Origin of the sequence: Pseudomonas sp. 22526, assembly GCF_052044735.1 — a bacterium.
Taxonomy (GTDB): Bacteria; Pseudomonadota; Gammaproteobacteria; order Pseudomonadales; family Pseudomonadaceae; genus Aquipseudomonas; species Aquipseudomonas piscium.
Window position 1 is genome coordinate 481,896 of record NZ_JBQENK010000002.1, and the last position, 16,803, is coordinate 498,698.

The 16,803-nt window shown below is 60.0% G+C and carries 11 protein-coding genes and 1 other RNA gene; 11 read left to right on the forward strand and 1 reads right to left on the reverse strand.

The annotated features are described in order from the left end of the window. The first annotated feature begins 23 nt into the window (after positions 1-23). The 10 genes from ACTJKT_RS04590 to ACTJKT_RS04635 all read left to right on the forward strand — a co-directional run bounded on the left by ACTJKT_RS04590 (position 24) and on the right by ACTJKT_RS04635 (position 14,398). Positions 24-848, forward strand: a complete 825-nt coding sequence (locus ACTJKT_RS04590; RefSeq protein WP_440786320.1) for a (Fe-S)-binding protein — start codon at positions 24-26, stop codon at positions 846-848. Next, complete coding sequence (locus tag ACTJKT_RS04595; RefSeq protein WP_440786321.1) at positions 845-2,302, forward strand: LutB/LldF family L-lactate oxidation iron-sulfur protein; 1,458 nt, start codon at positions 845-847, stop codon at positions 2,300-2,302. The genes ACTJKT_RS04590 and ACTJKT_RS04595 overlap by 4 nt, the downstream gene beginning before the upstream one ends. Continuing rightward, complete coding sequence (locus ACTJKT_RS04600) at positions 2,299-2,970, forward strand: LutC/YkgG family protein (RefSeq protein ID WP_440786322.1); 672 nt, start codon at positions 2,299-2,301, stop codon at positions 2,968-2,970. Before ACTJKT_RS04595 ends, ACTJKT_RS04600 begins: the two co-directional genes overlap by 4 nt. Further along, positions 2,967-5,777 (forward strand): FAD-binding and (Fe-S)-binding domain-containing protein, encoded by a 2,811-nt coding sequence (locus ACTJKT_RS04605; protein WP_440786323.1) that lies wholly within the window; start codon positions 2,967-2,969, stop codon positions 5,775-5,777. Before ACTJKT_RS04600 ends, ACTJKT_RS04605 begins: the two co-directional genes overlap by 4 nt. Before the next feature lie 306 nt (positions 5,778-6,083). Next, positions 6,084-6,365, forward strand: a complete 282-nt coding sequence (locus ACTJKT_RS04610; RefSeq protein WP_440786324.1) for a hypothetical protein — start codon at positions 6,084-6,086, stop codon at positions 6,363-6,365. Positions 6,366-6,450: 85 nt separating this feature from the next. After that, positions 6,451-6,842, forward strand: a transfer-messenger RNA (tmRNA) gene (gene ssrA / locus ACTJKT_RS04615). Between the two features lie 417 nt (positions 6,843-7,259). Then, positions 7,260-9,626, forward strand: a complete 2,367-nt coding sequence (hsdR, locus tag ACTJKT_RS04620) for an EcoAI/FtnUII family type I restriction enzme subunit R (protein WP_440786325.1) — start codon at positions 7,260-7,262, stop codon at positions 9,624-9,626. Positions 9,627-9,714: 88 nt separating this feature from the next. Next, entirely contained in the window at positions 9,715-11,184 is a 1,470-nt protein-coding gene (locus ACTJKT_RS04625; protein WP_440786326.1) for an N-6 DNA methylase, read from the forward strand. After that, positions 11,181-13,553 carry a restriction endonuclease subunit S gene (locus tag ACTJKT_RS04630; RefSeq protein ID WP_440786327.1) on the forward strand — a complete coding sequence of 791 codons (2,373 nt, stop codon included), beginning with the start codon at positions 11,181-11,183 and terminating at the stop codon, positions 13,551-13,553. Before ACTJKT_RS04625 ends, ACTJKT_RS04630 begins: the two co-directional genes overlap by 4 nt. 458 nt (positions 13,554-14,011) lie before the next feature. Continuing rightward, on the forward strand, positions 14,012-14,398 hold the full coding sequence (locus ACTJKT_RS04635; RefSeq protein ID WP_440786328.1) for a DUF6124 family protein: 387 nt from the start codon (positions 14,012-14,014) through the stop codon (positions 14,396-14,398). 68 nt (positions 14,399-14,466) lie between these two features. On the opposite strand, the gene ACTJKT_RS04640 is transcribed toward ACTJKT_RS04635, so the two are convergent. After that, a complete protein-coding gene (locus ACTJKT_RS04640) occupies positions 14,467-15,669 on the reverse strand; it encodes an SGNH/GDSL hydrolase family protein (RefSeq protein WP_440786329.1) in 1,203 nt (400 codons plus the stop codon). Positions 15,670-15,778: 109 nt separating this feature from the next. On the opposite strand from ACTJKT_RS04640, the gene ACTJKT_RS04645 reads away from it, so the two are divergent. Next, positions 15,779-16,684, forward strand: a complete 906-nt coding sequence (locus tag ACTJKT_RS04645) for a LysR family transcriptional regulator (RefSeq protein WP_440786330.1) — start codon at positions 15,779-15,781, stop codon at positions 16,682-16,684. Positions 16,685-16,803 lie beyond the last annotated feature (119 nt).

A 16,803-nucleotide genomic window follows, 5' to 3' on the forward strand; every position in this document is an offset into this window, starting at 1 on the left:
GGGACCACCCGGAGACACGCCTGATGAGCGAGCTTTTTTACAACGCCGTGCCTAACGCGACCCGTGTCGCACCGCCCTTGGCCGAACCGCGTCAGTACCCCAGCGAGAAACCGTCGCGGGTCTACCTGTTCGGCACCTGTGTGGTCGACCTGTTCTACCCCGAAGCCGGGATGGATGCGATTCACCTGCTCGAACGCGAAGGCATTCGCGTGGAGTACCCGCAAGGGCAAAGCTGCTGCGGACAACCGGCCTACACCTCGGGTTACACCGAGCAGGCGCGCACCGTGGCTCGCTCGCAACTGGCGCTGTTCGCCGGCGACTATCCGGTGGTGGTGCCGTCGGGTTCCTGCGCGGGGATGATTCGCGAGCACTACGCGGACTTGTTCAAGGATGAGCCGCAGACCTTGAAGCAGGTGCAGGCCCTGGCGGCCCGTACCTACGAGCTGGCCGAGTTCCTGCTGCATGTATGCAAGGTGCGGCTCACGGACCATGGCGAGCCGGTCAAGGTGGCGCTGCACACCTCCTGCTCGGCACGGCGCGAGATGAACACCCACCTGCACGGTCGTGAGCTGCTGGCACAACTGGGCAACGTGGAGCGGGTAGAGCACGACCACGAAAGCGAATGCTGTGGCTTTGGCGGGACTTTCAGCGTCCGAATGCCGGACATCTCCGGCGCGATGGTCGCGGACAAGACCCGCGCGCTGAAGGAGTCCGGCGCCCACCAGGTGCTGAGCGCCGACTGCGGCTGCTTGATGAACATCAACGGCTCGCTGGAGAAACAACGGGAAGCGCTGCGCGGCCAACACCTGGCCAGCTTCCTCTGGCAGCGTACCGGAGGTGCCGCATGAGCGCCCCGGAGCTGATTCCGACTACTACCCTGTCGGACGATTTTCGCACCCGGGCCCACCAGGCCCTGGGTGACCGACAACTGCGGAACAACTTTCGCAGTGCCATGGATTCCCTCATGGCCAAACGTGCGGCGTCGTTCAGCGATGCCCACGAACGCGAACACCTGCGGGCCCTGGGCAATGCGATCAAGGCCCGTGCGTTATCCAAGCTGCCCGACCTGCTCGAGCAGCTTGAACAGAACCTGACCCGCAACGGTGTGACAGTGCACTGGGCGGAGACGGTGGACGAGGCCAATGGCATCGTCCTCTCGATCATCCGGGCTCACGAGGCGCGGCAAGTGATCAAGGGCAAATCGATGGTCAGCGAAGAGATGGAGATGAACCATGTCCTCGCTGAACAAGGCATTGAATGCCTTGAGTCGGACATGGGCGAGTTCATCGTCCAGCTCGATCACGAGAAGCCTTCACACATAATCATGCCGGCGATCCACAAGAACGCCGGTCAGGTCGCGTCCTTGTTCCACGACAAACTTGGCGTGGAGTACACCAAGGACGTTGACCAACTCATTCAGATCGGTCGCAGGGTCCTGCGGCAGAAATTCTTCGAAGCGGACATCGGCGTCTCCGGCGTCAACTTCGCCGTGGCCGAAACCGGCACCCTGCTGCTGGTGGAAAACGAAGGCAACGGCCGCATGTCCACCACGGTGCCGCCCGTGCACATCGCCGTCACCGGCATCGAGAAGGTCGTCGAGAACCTGCGCGACGTGGTGCCGCTGCTGTCGCTGCTGACCCGCTCGGCGCTGGGCCAGCCGATCACCACCTACGTCAACATGATCTCCGGCCCGCGCCAGGAGCATGAGCTGGACGGTCCGCAGCAAGTGCACCTGGTGCTGCTCGACAACGGCCGCAGCCAGGCCTTCGCCGACAGCGAATTGCGCCAGACCCTGAACTGCATCCGCTGCGGCGCCTGCATGAACCATTGCCCGGTCTACACCCGCATCGGCGGTCACGCCTACGGCGAGGTCTACCCCGGCCCGATCGGCAAGATCATCACCCCGCACATGGTCGGCCTGGCCAAGGTGCCGGACCATCCGAGCGCGTCTTCGCTGTGTGGTGCCTGCGGCGAAGTGTGCCCGGTGAAGATCCCGATCCCGAGCCTGCTGCGCCGCCTGCGCGAAGAGAACGTCAAGGCCCCGGACAGCCCCCATCAGGTGATGCGCGGCCAGGGCAGCAAGTACTCGCGCAAGGAGCGCTTTATCTGGAACGCCTGGGCCCGGCTCAACAGCTCGCCGACCCTGTATCGCCTGTTCAGCCTGGCGGCCACCCGCCTGCGCGCGTTGACCCCGAGCAACGTCGGCCCCTGGACGCAAAACCACAGCGCACCGAAACCCGCCGCCCGGTCCTTGCACGACCTGGCCCGCGAGCATCTGGCCAAACAGGGAGAACGTCGATGAGCGCCAAACAGAACATCCTCGGCAAGCTGCGCAGCAGCCTGACCGGTACCACGCCGATTGTGGATAACTTCGATGAGGCGCTGGTCACCGAGCCTTACACCTACACCCCGGAACAACGCATCCCGCAACTGCGCAAGCAGATGGAAGCGGTGCACACCGAGATTCACCAGACCACCGGCCAGGACTGGCCGGCACTGCTCGCCCGCCTGCTGGGCGAGCGCCAGTTGCCGAGCCTGCTGATCGCCCCGACCACGCCCCACGGCCAGCGCGTCAGCCAATACTGGGCCGAGCATCCCGGGTTGCCGACGTTGAAGGCCTACGACCGGCCCGTCGAGGACTGGAAAGCCGAGCTGTTCAACGACACCCCAGCCAGTCTCACCACCACCCTCGGCGCCATCGCCGCCACCGGCAGCCTGATCCTCTGGCCGACCCGCGAAGAACCGCGGCTGATGAGCCTGGTGCCGCCAGTGCATTTCGCCCTGCTCAAGGCCAGCGAAATCCGTGACAACTTCTATCAGGTCCAGCAGGAGTACGCCTGGGCCCAGGGCATGCCGACCAACGCCTTGCTGGTATCCGGCCCATCGAAAACCGCCGATATCGAGCAGGTCCTGGCCTACGGCGCCCACGGCCCGAAAGACCTGGTGGTGCTGATCCTGGAGGACCAATGAGTCTACCGGCGGCTTTTCTGCGTGATGCACAGCAACTGATTCCCCGGGAGCGGCGGTTCGACGATCCGCTCTCCACCCTGGCCTTCGGCACCGACGCGAGTTTTTATCGGCTGATTCCGCAACTGGTGATCCGCGTCGAGTCCGAAGACGAAGTGGTGGCCCTGCTCAAGCTGGCCCAGCGCGACCGCGTGCCAGTGACCTTCCGCGCCGCCGGCACCAGCCTGTCGGGGCAGGCCATCAGCGATTCGGTGCTGCTGGTACTCGGCGACAACTGGAATGCCCGCGAGATCCGCGACCAGGGCCAGCAGATCCGCCTGCAACCGGGGGTGATCGGTGCCCAGGCCAACGCCTGGCTGGCGCCGTTCGGGCGCAAGATTGGCCCGGACCCGGCCTCGATCAATGCCTGCAAGATCGGCGGCATAGTCGCCAACAATGCCAGCGGCATGTGCTGCGGCACCGCGCAAAACACCTATCACACCCTGGCCGGCCTGCGCCTGGTGCTGGCCGATGGCACCCGCCTGGACACCGAAGACGCCGCCAGCATCGCGGCCTTTCGCGCCAGCCACGGCGCGCTGCTGGAACGCCTGGCCAGCCTGGGCCGCGAGACCCGCGCCAACGGCGAACTGGCGGCGAAGATCCGCCACAAATACCGCCTGAAAAACACCACCGGCCTGTCCCTCAATGCCCTGGTGGATTTCGATGAGCCTCTGGATATCCTCAGCCATCTGCTGGTGGGCTCCGAGGGCACCCTGGGTTTTATCAGCGCGGTGACCTACGACACGGTGGTCGACCACCCGAACAAGGCCTCGGCACTGATCGTCTTCCCGGATGTGGAAACCTGCTGCAACGCGGTGAGCGTGCTGAAAAACCAGCCGGTGTCCGCCGTGGAACTGCTGGACCGCCGCAGCCTGCGCTCGGTACAGGACAAGCCGGGGATGCCGGCCTTCGTCCAGCAACTGTCGGCCAATGCCTGCGCGCTGCTGATCGAATCCCGCGCCGCATCTTCCGCGCTACTGCAGGAACAGCTGGTGCAGATCATGGCGTCCCTCGCCTCGTTCCCGGTGGAGAAGCAGGTCGACTTCACCGAAGACCCGAAGGAAAACGCCAAGCTCTGGGCGATCCGCAAGGACACCTTCCCCGCCGTTGGCGCGGTACGCAAAACCGGCACCACGGTGATCATCGAAGACGTGACCTTCCCGGTGGAACAGCTGGCTATCGGCGTCAATCGCCTGATCGCACTGTTCGATAAACATCACTACGACGAGGCGATCCTGTTCGGCCACGCGCTGGAGGGTAACCTGCACTTCGTCTTCACCCAGGGCTTCAACAGCGCCGAGGAAGTGGCGCGCTACCAGGCCTTCATGGATGACGTGGCGCAACTGGTGGCGGTGGAGTTCGGCGGCTCGCTCAAGGCCGAGCACGGCACTGGGCGCAATATGGCGCCCTTCGTCGAGCTGGAATGGGGCAGCGACGCCTACCAGTTGATGTGGCAACTCAAGCGCCTGCTCGACCCCAACGGCATCCTCAACCCGGACGTGGTGCTCAGCGAAGACCCGCAGATCCACCTCAAGCACCTCAAGCCGCTGCCGGCGGCCGACGAGATTGTGGATAAGTGCATCGAGTGCGGTTTCTGCGAACCGGTATGCCCATCCAAGGGGCTGACCCTGAGCCCACGCCAGCGCATCGTGATCTGGCGCGATATCCAGGCGCGCAAACGCGCCGGCGTCGATACCACCGAACTGGAAGCGACCTATCAATACCAGGGCCTCGACACCTGCGCCGCCACCGGCCTGTGCGCCCAGCGCTGCCCGGTGGGCATCAACACCGGCGAGCTGGTGAAGAAACTGCGTGGCCAGCACGCCAGCCACGCCAAGGCAGCTGACTGGCTCGGTTCGCACTTCGCCACCACGTTGCAGGGCGCGCGGTTCACCCTGCATGTGGCCAACGGTGCGCGGATGCTGCTGGGGGCGCCACGCCTGGCCAGGGTTTCGGCGGCGCTGACCAGGCTGTCCAAGGGCCAGGTGCCGCAATGGACCAGTGCCATGCCACAGCCGGAACGGGCCATTCGTTTCAGCCCGGCGGTCAGCGACCAGCGGCCGCGGGTGGTCTATCTGGCGGCCTGTGTGTCGCGGGTCATGGGCCCGGCGGCCGGGGACAAGGAGCAGAGTTCGCTCTACGACAAGACCCGCGGCCTGCTGGAAAAAGCCGGCTACCAGGTGGTGATTCCTGAGAATGTCGAGAACCTCTGTTGCGGGCAGCCGTTCGCCTCCAAGGGCTACGCAGAACAGGCCGAGCACAAGCGCCAGGAACTGATCGGCGCCCTGCTCCACGCCAGCCGCGGCGGCCTCGACCCGATCTACTGCGACACCAGCCCCTGCACCCTGCGCCTGGTGCAGGACCTGGGCGACGTGCGCCTGGACCTGTACGACCCGGTGCGTTTCATCCGCACCCACCTGATGGACAAGCTCGAGTTCACCCCGCAGGAAGCGCCGGTCGCCGTGCACGTCACCTGCAGCACCCAGCACCTGGGCGAGAGCCAGGCGCTGATCGATCTGGCGCGGCGTTGCAGCAATAACGTGGTGATCCCGGAAGGCATCCATTGTTGCGGTTTCGCCGGCGACAAGGGCTTCACCACGCCGCAACTCAACGCCCACGCCCTGCGCAGCCTCAAGGACGCGGTGCAGCATTGCAGCGAAGGCATCTCCACCAGCCGCACCTGTGAAATCGGCCTGAGCCAGCATGGTGGGATCGACTACCACGGGCTGGTGTACCTGGTGGACCGGGTGACCCGGGCTAGAACGGCTTGATCGGCATGTACCAACTGTAGGAGCGAAGCTTGCTCGCGATAGACTTGAGAGCGCTGCATTTACCCAGTAAATACGCGTTACCGTTAATGGCCATCGCGAGCAAGCTTCGCTCCTACACAGGCATTAGGTGTTTCGCCCCTTTTTACGCCCGGATGTTCAGCGGTCGTGACGCCGATCAGAAAAATAGAACCCTGCCCCACCACCGCAGTCCACAGATCGAGCTTCCAAAAACGGGAGTTTCCCGGGAACCCGGCAGTCCGTGCTGATGGCCAGCAGCGCCTGGCCCTTCAGTTCAAGGAGACGCATATGAAACGTTCTGTACTCTTAGGCCTGTTCGTCACCGCTTCGATCCTGGCCTCCCCCAGCTTCGCCGGGAACCAGGAAGACCTGTGCCAGATGAACCTGCAAACCATTCGTGACGCCCGGACCAGCATCCAGGCCGCGGACCTGCAGGCCAACATCGACGCCACCGTGCAACAAGCCCAGGCAGCCCAAGCGAAAAACACCGAGGAAGGCACCAAGGAATGCATCGCCCTGACCACCCGCGCGATCCAGAGCATCCAGAACAGTGCCAAGGGCGAACACTGATACACGCAAGGCCAGCCTTCGGGATGGCCTTGCGGGCCATTTTGGCGTAGACTCTACAAACCTGCTGGTAATGCACAGCAGGTTCGGGGCCGTTTAGGATTCGACGCCGGTTGCGAAACTTTAGGTGCATGCCGAGTTGGTAACAGAACTCGTAAATCCACTGTTGCAACTTCCTATAGTTGCCAATGACGAAACCTACGGGGAATACGCTCTCGCTGCGTAAGCGGCGCTAGCCTTCCTTCTGGTACCTTCGGGTCCAGCAATCATCAGGGGATGTCTGTAAACCCGAAATGATTGTCATACAGAACAGAATCGCCGTGCAGTACGTTGTGGACGAAGCGGCTAAAACTTACACAACTCGCCCAAAGCACCCTGCCCGTCGGGTCGCTGAGGGTTAACTCAATAGACACGGCTACGCATGTAGTACCGACAGCGGAGTACTGGCGGACGGGGGTTCAAATCCCCCCGGCTCCACCAACAGAACAAAAAAAGACGTCCAAGGACGTCTTTTTTTATGCCTGAGATTCAGTGAAATCAAGGGTTTAGCACCATTGGCTTCCTTGCGAAGAGTTTTGAGCGCTGGTCGTTTGGGTATTCCAGGCTCCCATCACGTTCTTAAAATCTCGCTTATTCAATCGCTTTGATTACTAGCAGGATCGAACGCACCGGAAGTCGATGCGTCAGCACGCCCCAGGCAACGATCCAAGATAAAAGAACCGTCGGAACGACACGAAATACTCTCGCTGTATGACCTCAACTTTTCCTACAGCTTCAACCACCAAAATCTGATCTTCCCCCGTGCCACCATCAAACAAGGTACATTTGCGCCCATCGAGCACGATCATCTGTGCCGGAATGGAGCGACCAGGCCGGCTTGAAAGGGAATTGGGGGTTATGGACAAAAAGTCGCTTTCCGAGCGGGACATCTGTAGCAAGTACATCGCTCCAGCCGTTCAGCAAGCTGGATGGGACATGCATAAGCAGGTGCGCGAGGAAGTCAGCTTTACCAAAGGCCGCATTATCGTCCGGGGCAAACTTCACAGCCGTGGTGAAGCACGCCGCGCAGACTTCATCCTCTACCACCAAGCCAACCTGCCTATCGCTGTGATCGAGGCGAAGGACAACAAGCACTCCGTTGGCTCTGGTATGCAGCAAGCTCTCGGCTATGGAGAGGCGCTGGACGTACCGTTCGTGTTCTCCAGCAATGGCGATGGCTTCCTGTTTCATGACCGCAGCGGCACTGGCAGCCAAGTAGAAACCGAACTCACCCTGGATCAATTCCCCAGCCCCACCGAACTCTGGCAGCGCTACTGCCAGTGGAAGGGGCTGGATAATACCGCCCAACACAAGATAGAAGCGCCCTACTACGACGACGGCTCCGGGCGCATGCCCCGCTATTACCAAATGAATGCAATCAACCGCACCGTCGAGGCTGTAGCGCGTGGCCAAGACCGTATCCTGCTGGTAATGGCCACGGGCACCGGCAAGACCTATACCGCCTTCCAAATCATCTGGCGGCTGTGGAAATCGAAACAGAAGCAACGCATCCTGTTTCTGGCAGACCGCAACATCCTGGTCGACCAGACCAAGAACAACGACTTCAAGCCCTTCGGCCAGGCGATGACCAAAATCGCCAAACGCCAGATCGATACCTCCTACGAGATCTACCTGTCGCTCTATCAGGCCGTCACTGGCACTGATGAAGAGATGAACATCTACAAGCAGTTCTCCCGCGACTTCTTCGACCTGATCGTGATCGATGAATGCCATCGCGGGAGTGCCGCCGAGGATTCCGCCTGGCGTGAAATCCTCGACTATTTCTCCAGCGCCACCCATGTAGGTCTTACCGCCACACCGAAGGAAACCAAAGAGGTGTCCAGCATCACCTACTTTGGTGAGCCGATTTACAGCTACACCCTGAAGCAAGGCATCGAAGACGGCTTTCTCGCCCCCTACAAAGTGGTGCGCATCGACTTCGACAAAGACCTTCAAGGCTGGCGTCCGCCCAAAGGCATGCTCGATAAGAATGGCGAGCTGATCGAAGACCGCATCTACAACCTCAAGGATATGGACCGCACCCTGATCATCGAGGCGCGCACCCAACTGGTGGCACAGAAGGTCACCGAACTTCTCAAAGCCACCGATCCGTTTCAGAAAACCATCGTCTTCTGCGACGACATCAACCACGCCGAGCGTATGCGCCAGGCGCTGGTCAACCTCAACCCTGAGCGCATCGCCGAAAATCGCAAATACGTCATGCGTATCACTGGCGATGATCAGGAAGGCAAAGCTGAGCTGGATAACTTCATCAATCCGGAAGAGCGCTACCCAGTGATTGCCACCACCAGCAAGCTGATGACCACCGGCGTCGATGCTCAGACCTGCAAGCTGATCGTGCTCGACCAGCACATCAAGTCGATGACTGAATTCAAGCAAATCATCGGTCGTGGCACTCGCATTAATGAGGACTACGGCAAGTACTGGTTCACCATCATGGACTTCAAAAAGGCCACCGAGCTGTTTGCCGACCCGGCCTTCGATGGAGACCCGGTGGTGATCTACGCCCCCGACGGTGACGACTCCCCCGTGCCACCCGACGATCCGCTTGCCGATGAAGACGGCATCAGTGCAGGCGACGCCACCGATAGCGATGACCTGGAATTCACTGGCGAGGATGAAGGCAAAAAACGCATCAAATACGTCATCGACAGCGTCCCGTTTTATGTCATCGCCGAGCGTGTACAGTACTACGGCCCGGACGGCCGACTGATCACCGAATCGCTCCACGACTACACCCGAGCCTGCGTGCAAAAGCAGTTCGCCTCGCTGGATGACTTCCTCCGACGCTGGAGTGATTCCGAGCAAAAGAAAGTGATCATCGAGGAGATGGCCGTCCAGGGCGTGATGTGGGAAGCCCTGGCCGAAGAAGTGGAAAAGAAACAGGGCAAGCCCCTCGATCCGTTTGACTTGATCTGCCACGTCGCCTTTGACCAACCGGCCCTGTCACGCCGAGAGCGCGCCGAGCAGGTGAAAAAGCGCAACTACTTTGCCAAGTATTCCGGCGCAGCCCGCCAGGTGCTGGAGGCGCTGTTGGATAAATACGCCGATACCGGCATCGAGCATATCGAGGACATCAAAATCCTTCAGCTCGACCCCTTCAGCCAAATCGGTGCGCCCATAGAGCTGGTCAAGGCCTTTGGCGGCAAGGCTGGCTACAACAAGGCTATCCATGAGTTGGAAGACGAGCTTTACGCAAGTTAAAGGCTAAGCACCGACAGCATGCTAAAGCAGCCATCCACACTATCCGGTAGAATTTCGCCCCCCTTGCGGTACGCGTTGAGAGAACTTCATGTCCATTAGCTCCACCATCAAGTCCATCCAGGACATCATGCGCAAAGACGTTGGCGTAGACGGCGACGCCCAGCGCATCGGACAGTTGGTTTGGCTGCTGTTCCTGAAAATCTTCGATGACCGCGAGCTGGAATGGGAGCTGATGGACGACAACTACCGCTCGCCCATTCCCGACAGTTGCCGCTGGCGCACCTGGGCCGCCAATCCGGAAGGCATGACCGGTGAGGCGCTGAAGGACTTTATCGACAACAACCTGTTCCCCCAGCTGCAAAACCTGCACGAGTACAGCAACACGCCATCGGCCTTCGTGGTGCGCAGCGTGTTTGAAGATGCCTACAACTACATGAAATCCGGCCAGCTGCTGCGCCAGGTGATCAACAAAATTCAGGAAGGCGTGGACTTCAACAAGGCCCAGGAGCGCCACGAGTTCGGCAACCTCTACGAGCAACTGCTGCGCGACCTGCAAAACGCGGGTAACGCCGGCGAGTTCTACACCCCGCGCCCGGTCACCGAATTTATGGTGCGCATGGTCGACCCCAAGCTGGACGAAAAAGTCATGGACCCGGCCTGCGGCACTGGCGGCTTCCTCACCTGTGCCATCGAACACAAACGCAGCCACTATGTAAAAACCACCGAAGACGAACGCACCCTGCAAGCCAGTATCTTCGGTGTGGAGAAAAAGCCGCTGCCGCACCTGCTGGCCACCACCAACATGATCCTGCACGGCATCGAGGTGCCCAGCCAGATCCGCCATGACAACACCCTGAGCAAGCCGTTGATCAGTTGGGGCCCGAGCGAGCGCGTACACTGTATTGTTGCCAATCCACCGTTTGGCGGCATGGAGGAAGATGGCATCGAAACCAACTTCCCTGCTGCCTTTCGCACCCGCGAAACCGCCGACCTGTTTTTAGTACTGATCATGCAGTTGCTCAAAGACGGTGGCCGCGCTGCTGTGGTGCTGCCCGATGGCTTTCTGTTTGGCGAAGGCATCAAAAGCCGCATCAAGGAGAAGCTGCTCACCGAGTGCAACCTGCACACCATCGTTCGCCTGCCCAACGGCGTGTTTAATCCCTACACCGGCATCAAAACCAACCTGCTGTTCTTCACCAAAGGCACGCAGACCAAGCAGGTGTGGTTCTACGAACACCAGTACCCAACAGGGGTAAAGAACTACTCCAAGACTCGCCCTATGCGTATCGAAGAGTTCGCTGTCGAGGAAGCCTGGTGGGGCAACGAGGCCGATGGCTTTGCCGCACGGATGGAGAATGAATTTGCCTGGAAGGTCAGCATCGAAGAACTGCAAGCACGCAACTGGAACCTGGACTGCAAAAACCCGCATATCGGAGAGCAAATCAGCCACGATCCGGATGAACTGCTGCGTAACTACGCCACGCTGCAAGGAGAAATCAGCGAACTGCGCGACCAACTCAAGGCGGTGCTGGTCGAAGCCCTGGAGCGTCAGGTATGACTGCGTTGCTGACCGACAATCTGCCGCTTCTGGCCGGGGCACCCAACGGCATCAAGAAGCTGCGTGAGCTGATTTTAGATCTGGCAGTACGCGGCAAATTAGTGCCGCAAGATCCCAACGATGAACCAGCCAGTGAACTGCTCAAGCGCATTGCTGAGGAAAAAGCGCGGTTGGTGGCGAAGGGTAAGATCAAGAAGCAGAAGACGCCTGGGGAGATAGCGAAAGAGGAAAAGCCATTTGCTATGCCCACCAATTGGGAGTGGGTACGACTTGACGCCCTGCTTAAGAAAATTGGGGCCGGAAGTACTCCATTAGGTGGAAAACAGGCTTACGTCGCAGATGGGGTCAAATTTCTTCGATCTCAGAACGTTTGGAATGAAGGGCTTCGCCTCAATGAAGTTGCTTTCATACCTGAAGAAACCCACCAAAAAATGTCGGGAACGCACATTGAAGCAGGTGATTTACTTTTCAACATAACTGGTGCGTCTATTGGCCGGTGTGCCGCAGTTCCAAATGACTTTGATACGGGTAACGTAAGTCAGCACGTAACTATCATTCGGCCAGTCTTAGGTGAATCCCAGCCGTTTCTTCATGTGGTGCTGATCTCACAACTGGTTCAGCAGACCGTAATGGATGTACAGGTAGGGGTTTCGCGTGAAGGACTCAGCATTGGGAAGTTGGCTCAATTCCTAATACCTTTCCCACCAGAGATCGAACAGCAACGCATCGTTGCCAAAGTCGATGAGCTGATGGCCCTGTGCGACCGTCTGGAAGCCCAGCAGGCCGACTCCAAAATCGCCCACACCCAACTCGTGCAGGCGCTACTCGACAGCTTGACCCAAGCCAGCGACACCATCGACTTCGCCACCAACTGGCAGCGTCTGGCCGAACACTTCCACACCCTGTTCATCACCGAGCCCAGCATCGATGCCCTCAAACAAGCCCTGCTGCACTTAGCCGTGAAGGGCAAGCTGGTACCGCAAAACCCCAGCGATGAACCGGCAAATGAACTACTCAAGCACGTTGCCGAGGAAAGAGCGCGATTGGTGTATGAGGGGAAGATCAAGAAGCAGAAGCCACTGGCGAACATTGAAGAAGAGGAAAAGCCATTTGCGTTATCGAAGGGGTGGGAATGGTGCCGGGTCAATGACTTAGTTTCTATCAAACATGGCTATGCTTTTTCGAGTTCATATTTCAGTGAGTCAGTCTGCTCGTTCATTTTAACCACGCCAGGAAACTTCTTAGAGACGGGTGGTTTCAGAGAACGTGGCAGCCGAACAAAATACTATTGCGGCCCCGTTTCGCAAGAATTCATTCTTGATTCAAGTGATCTGATCGTTGCAATGACCGAGCAGGCTGCAGGACTTTTGGGAAGTGCCGCCTTTGTCCCTAGGGATGGCAAAAGCTATTTGCATAATCAGCGGTTGGGGAAACTAGTTTTTAATCGCGAGCTTCTTTCGCCTGAGTATCTCTTCCACTACTTCAACGGACCATTTCTGAGGGCGTGCATTGCCGATAGCTCGACTGGAATGAAAGTGAAGCACACATCCCCTGAAAAAATTGGTCGCATCTTGTTCCCCCTCCCCCCTCTCGCGGAACAACACCGCATCGCGGCCAAAATCGATCAAATAATGGCGTTATGCGACCAACTAAAGCCCCTCCTAACCCAGGCACGCCAATTAAACGAACAGTTGGCCAACACCCTGGTCGAACGTACCCTTGCCGATGATCACCAGCAGACGCCTATTGCCATGGACAGGCAAGTAGCCCGTACCCTACTCGCCGCAGAAATCACTCATCAGCTACATAGCCAGCGAACCTTCGGCCAACGCAAGCTACAGAAAGTGATTTACCTAGCCGAGCATGTAGCCAAACTTGCCGCTATCCAGGGCGCTTACCTGCGCGATGCCGCCGGCCCCCACGATCGCCACTTAATGAATCAGATCGAAGGCGAGATGCAAAACAGTAAGTGGTATGAACGCATCGAGCGTGAGGCTGTTGGTCATGCTTACCGCCCACTTTCCCAAGCAGGACAACATCGACAGGCGTATAGCAGTGCCTGGTCGGTCACTGAGCGCGCCACCATTGAACAGGTGATCGAGCTAATGCGGGACTGGGATACGGATCGTTGCGAAATGACCGTGACGCTCTATGCCGCCTGGAACGACTTTATCCTCGAAGGTCGCACGGTTTCCGATGAAGCCATCGTGAACGAAGTCATGCATAGCTGGAACGACACCAAGCTACGCTTTGGCAAAACCGAATGGTTGGCGGTACTCGCAGAGATGAAGAAGCACAAAATCCTCACGCCCAGCGGCTTTGGCAAACGCACCACGGGCGGCATGCTCAGCCTGCCCGGCTTTGAGTAGACACCCCCGGCCCACCAAACGGAGCACCAACAAAGCTCGCCTTGTGCGGGTTTTGTTGTTTCTGGCCCCAGCACTCCAACATCACCGTCGCCATTGCCATGCCCCCATCCTCGCAATAGCAGACCAAGCGTTCGTTCCCCTGGAGCAGCGTTAAGTCTCTTTCTATTGTGCGAACTTTCCTAGAAACTCCTAGCCGCTTGCGCCTGATGTACCCGCTGGCTAGCCTCGCTCTGTCACTGCAAATTCAGTGATCGGGTTTAGCAGCTCGCAATCGATTAGGCGCACAACGCCGCCATCTAGGTGGCGTTTTTTGGGCTCCGTTTTATGGCGGCCGTGCGCAGGGCATCTTCGGGTGCGCCGGGTTCCTAATCGACCGGTACTGCTAACCTGCGAACGGCCGCCACCCTATCGTTTAGCAGCGACGGTGAAGGCTCCTACCATCGATTAGGAGTTACACCATGAAAAAGCTCGTCCCCGATCCGCCCCGCACTGCTACCCACCGTGTCAGAAACCTCGAACACGATCTGGCCAATCAGCAGATCCGGCAGAAGCTGTCACTTCAGCCTGCTGATGCGTCTCTGATTCAGTCGCTCAAAAAAACCGTCAGTATCCCGGTGAGCCGCGATTCTTTGTTCTCAGTTCGGGAAGGCATCAACGCTGAAGAAGCCCTGCTCCATGTCTCCCTGCTGCTGAAAAGCGCCGAAGAAGTTTCCGATGAAATCACCGAGCGCGGCAGTGGCATCGAGCGCGGTTTGATCTGGTCCATGGTGCACTCGGTGGAGATGGCGCGGGCCGTGGTGGATGCCTTGCTCGATGGCAATCGCCACACGCCAACGCTGAAGTAGAACGCCCGCAAAAGCACGGCGCGGCAGCATGACCTGTCGCGCTGTTCCTTAACACATCTACTAAACACTCAAAAAAGCCCCTCCAACCTCACCCCCTCCGCCATCGCCTTATTCCCCGCATCCCCCGGATGCAGGTGATCGCCCGAATCGATCTTTGGCAACAACCGGGTTGAATGCTGCGGATCGCGGGTCATCTGGTCGAAGTCGATCACCGCATCGGATGCCTGGCTGGTGCGTATCCACTGGTTGAGCGCCTGGCGCAGTTGTTCCTTCGGGGCGCTGTGATAGTGCTCGATGATGCTGCCCTGCAGGGCGCCTTCGAAGGGCAGCAGCGTGGTGCCGATGATGCGGAGGTTGTGGCGATGTGCCTGGTCGATCAGTTGCCGGTAGCCAGCGATCAGCTTGTCCAGCGACGGCAAGGGTGCGTTCGGCGCGAAGGCGGTGCCGGGCCAACTGATGTCGTTGATGCCCAGCAGCAGCACTACGCTTTTCACTCCGGGTTTGCTCAGCACGTCGCGCTCGAAACGTGCCAGCGCGCTGGCGCCCATGCCGTCTTCGAGCAGGCGCGCGCCGGATATGCCGCCGTTGAGCACGGCGACGTTCTCGCTGGCCAGGCGCTGGGCGAGGAAGTCGGGCCAGCGTCGGTTGCTGTCCAGGGTCGAGCCGTTGCCGTCGGTAATGGAGTCGCCGAGTACCACCAAGGCACGAGCTTCGACTGGGGCGTCCACTAGGATGTCACTGAGGAACAGCCGCGCCTCCACCTGCTCGCTACCCTCCAGCCGCGACGCATCGACCTGGTTGCCCGGGGCGATAAAGGCGGTCTGCTTGCCGTCCCAATGGAAGGTGGTCAAGGGCGTGCGCTGCGGCAGGTACAGCGAGACCACCAGTTCACCGAGGTCCGGCACCGCCAGCGCCACAGGATCACTGGTCCGGGTTTCGCCCGGCGCGAGGCTGACCTGCTCCTCGCCGCCGAATTTCAGGACCTGCCCAGCGACCCGCGCCGCGCCAATCAGCAGAGGCTGCTTGCCGTATTCGTTGGAAACCACCACCCGTACCTGGCTACCACCGACACTGACACGCAGCTTCTGGTGAATAGTGCTGTCGGCCAGGGCCTCGGGAATCCGCGTGGGCAGCGGCAACTCGTTGCCCCAGGTCGGTTGCGGGCTGGCCATCCACGTGGTGAGCCAGTTGTCCTGAGCCAGGGCAGGACCTCCGGCCAGCAGGGCCGTGACGATCAACGGCAGGGAAAATCGCGTGTGCAGGGCTTTCATCCGGGTAGCTCCTTGAGGCAGTAAGGCTGAGGCGAGCCAGATTGCTCCATTCGAAATAACCGTGATAGAAGGCATAACCTTATACAGCCCATTCTGATATCGAATACCCATGGACAGCCTCAAAGCGATGCACTGCTTCGTCCGCGCTGTCGAGCTGGGCAGCCTGTCATCGGCCGCCCGGGAGCTGGGCAGCACGCAACCCACCGTCAGTAAGCTGGTGGCGGCCCTGGAACAGCAGTTGGGTACCCGCCTGCTCACCCGCGGCACCAGTGGGCTGACCCCCACCGAACAAGGCAAGCGTTTCTACGAGCGGGCGAAAGCCGTGCTGGAGGAATATAGCGAAGCGGTGGCCGAAGTACGCGGCCTGACCGAGCGCCCCGAGGGCGTGCTGCGGATCAATGTGCCTGTGAGCCTGGGGGTGTTGCACCTGAATGCGTTGCTGCTGGCGTTTATGGCGCAGTACCCGGACATCGAGGTGGAGCTGGTCCTCAACGATCGCTTCGTCGACCTCACCGAGGAAAACGTCGACCTGGCCCTGCGCCTCGGCGGTGACTTGCCGCCCAACGCGATCGCCCGGCGCATCGCCACTTCGCCGCGCTACCTGGTGGCGGCACCGGAGTACCTGCGCCAGCATGCGCCCTTGAACAGCCCGGCCGACCTGAGCGAACACAACTTCCTGCGCTTCGCCTGGTTGAGTTCGGGCGACAAGCTGGAGCTGAGCGGCCCGAGCGGCGAAAAGGTCAACGTCACCGCACAAGGGCGCTACCGGAGCAACAGCTCATTGACCATTCGCGACGGCGTGCTGCAAGGCGCCGGGCTGTGCATCACCCCGGCCTGGCTGGTCAGCGACCTGCTGGACAGCGGGCAGCTGGTGCGGGTCCTGCCCGACTGGAGCGGTCCGGCGAACGAGGCTTTCCTGATCTACCCCGAGCGCCGCTACCGCCCCCTGCGCGTGCGTTTGCTCATGGAATACCTGGCCGAACGGGTACCGCAGCTACCCGGCTTCATTGCCTGACCCGATAAACATCGATACCCGCCCCGGACACGATCAATGGCCATTACGATCCCCTTTTGGCCAACCCCGTGCTGTGAATCCCAGGGGCCGTCGGCAAGAATCGAACCCGGACCGCTGAC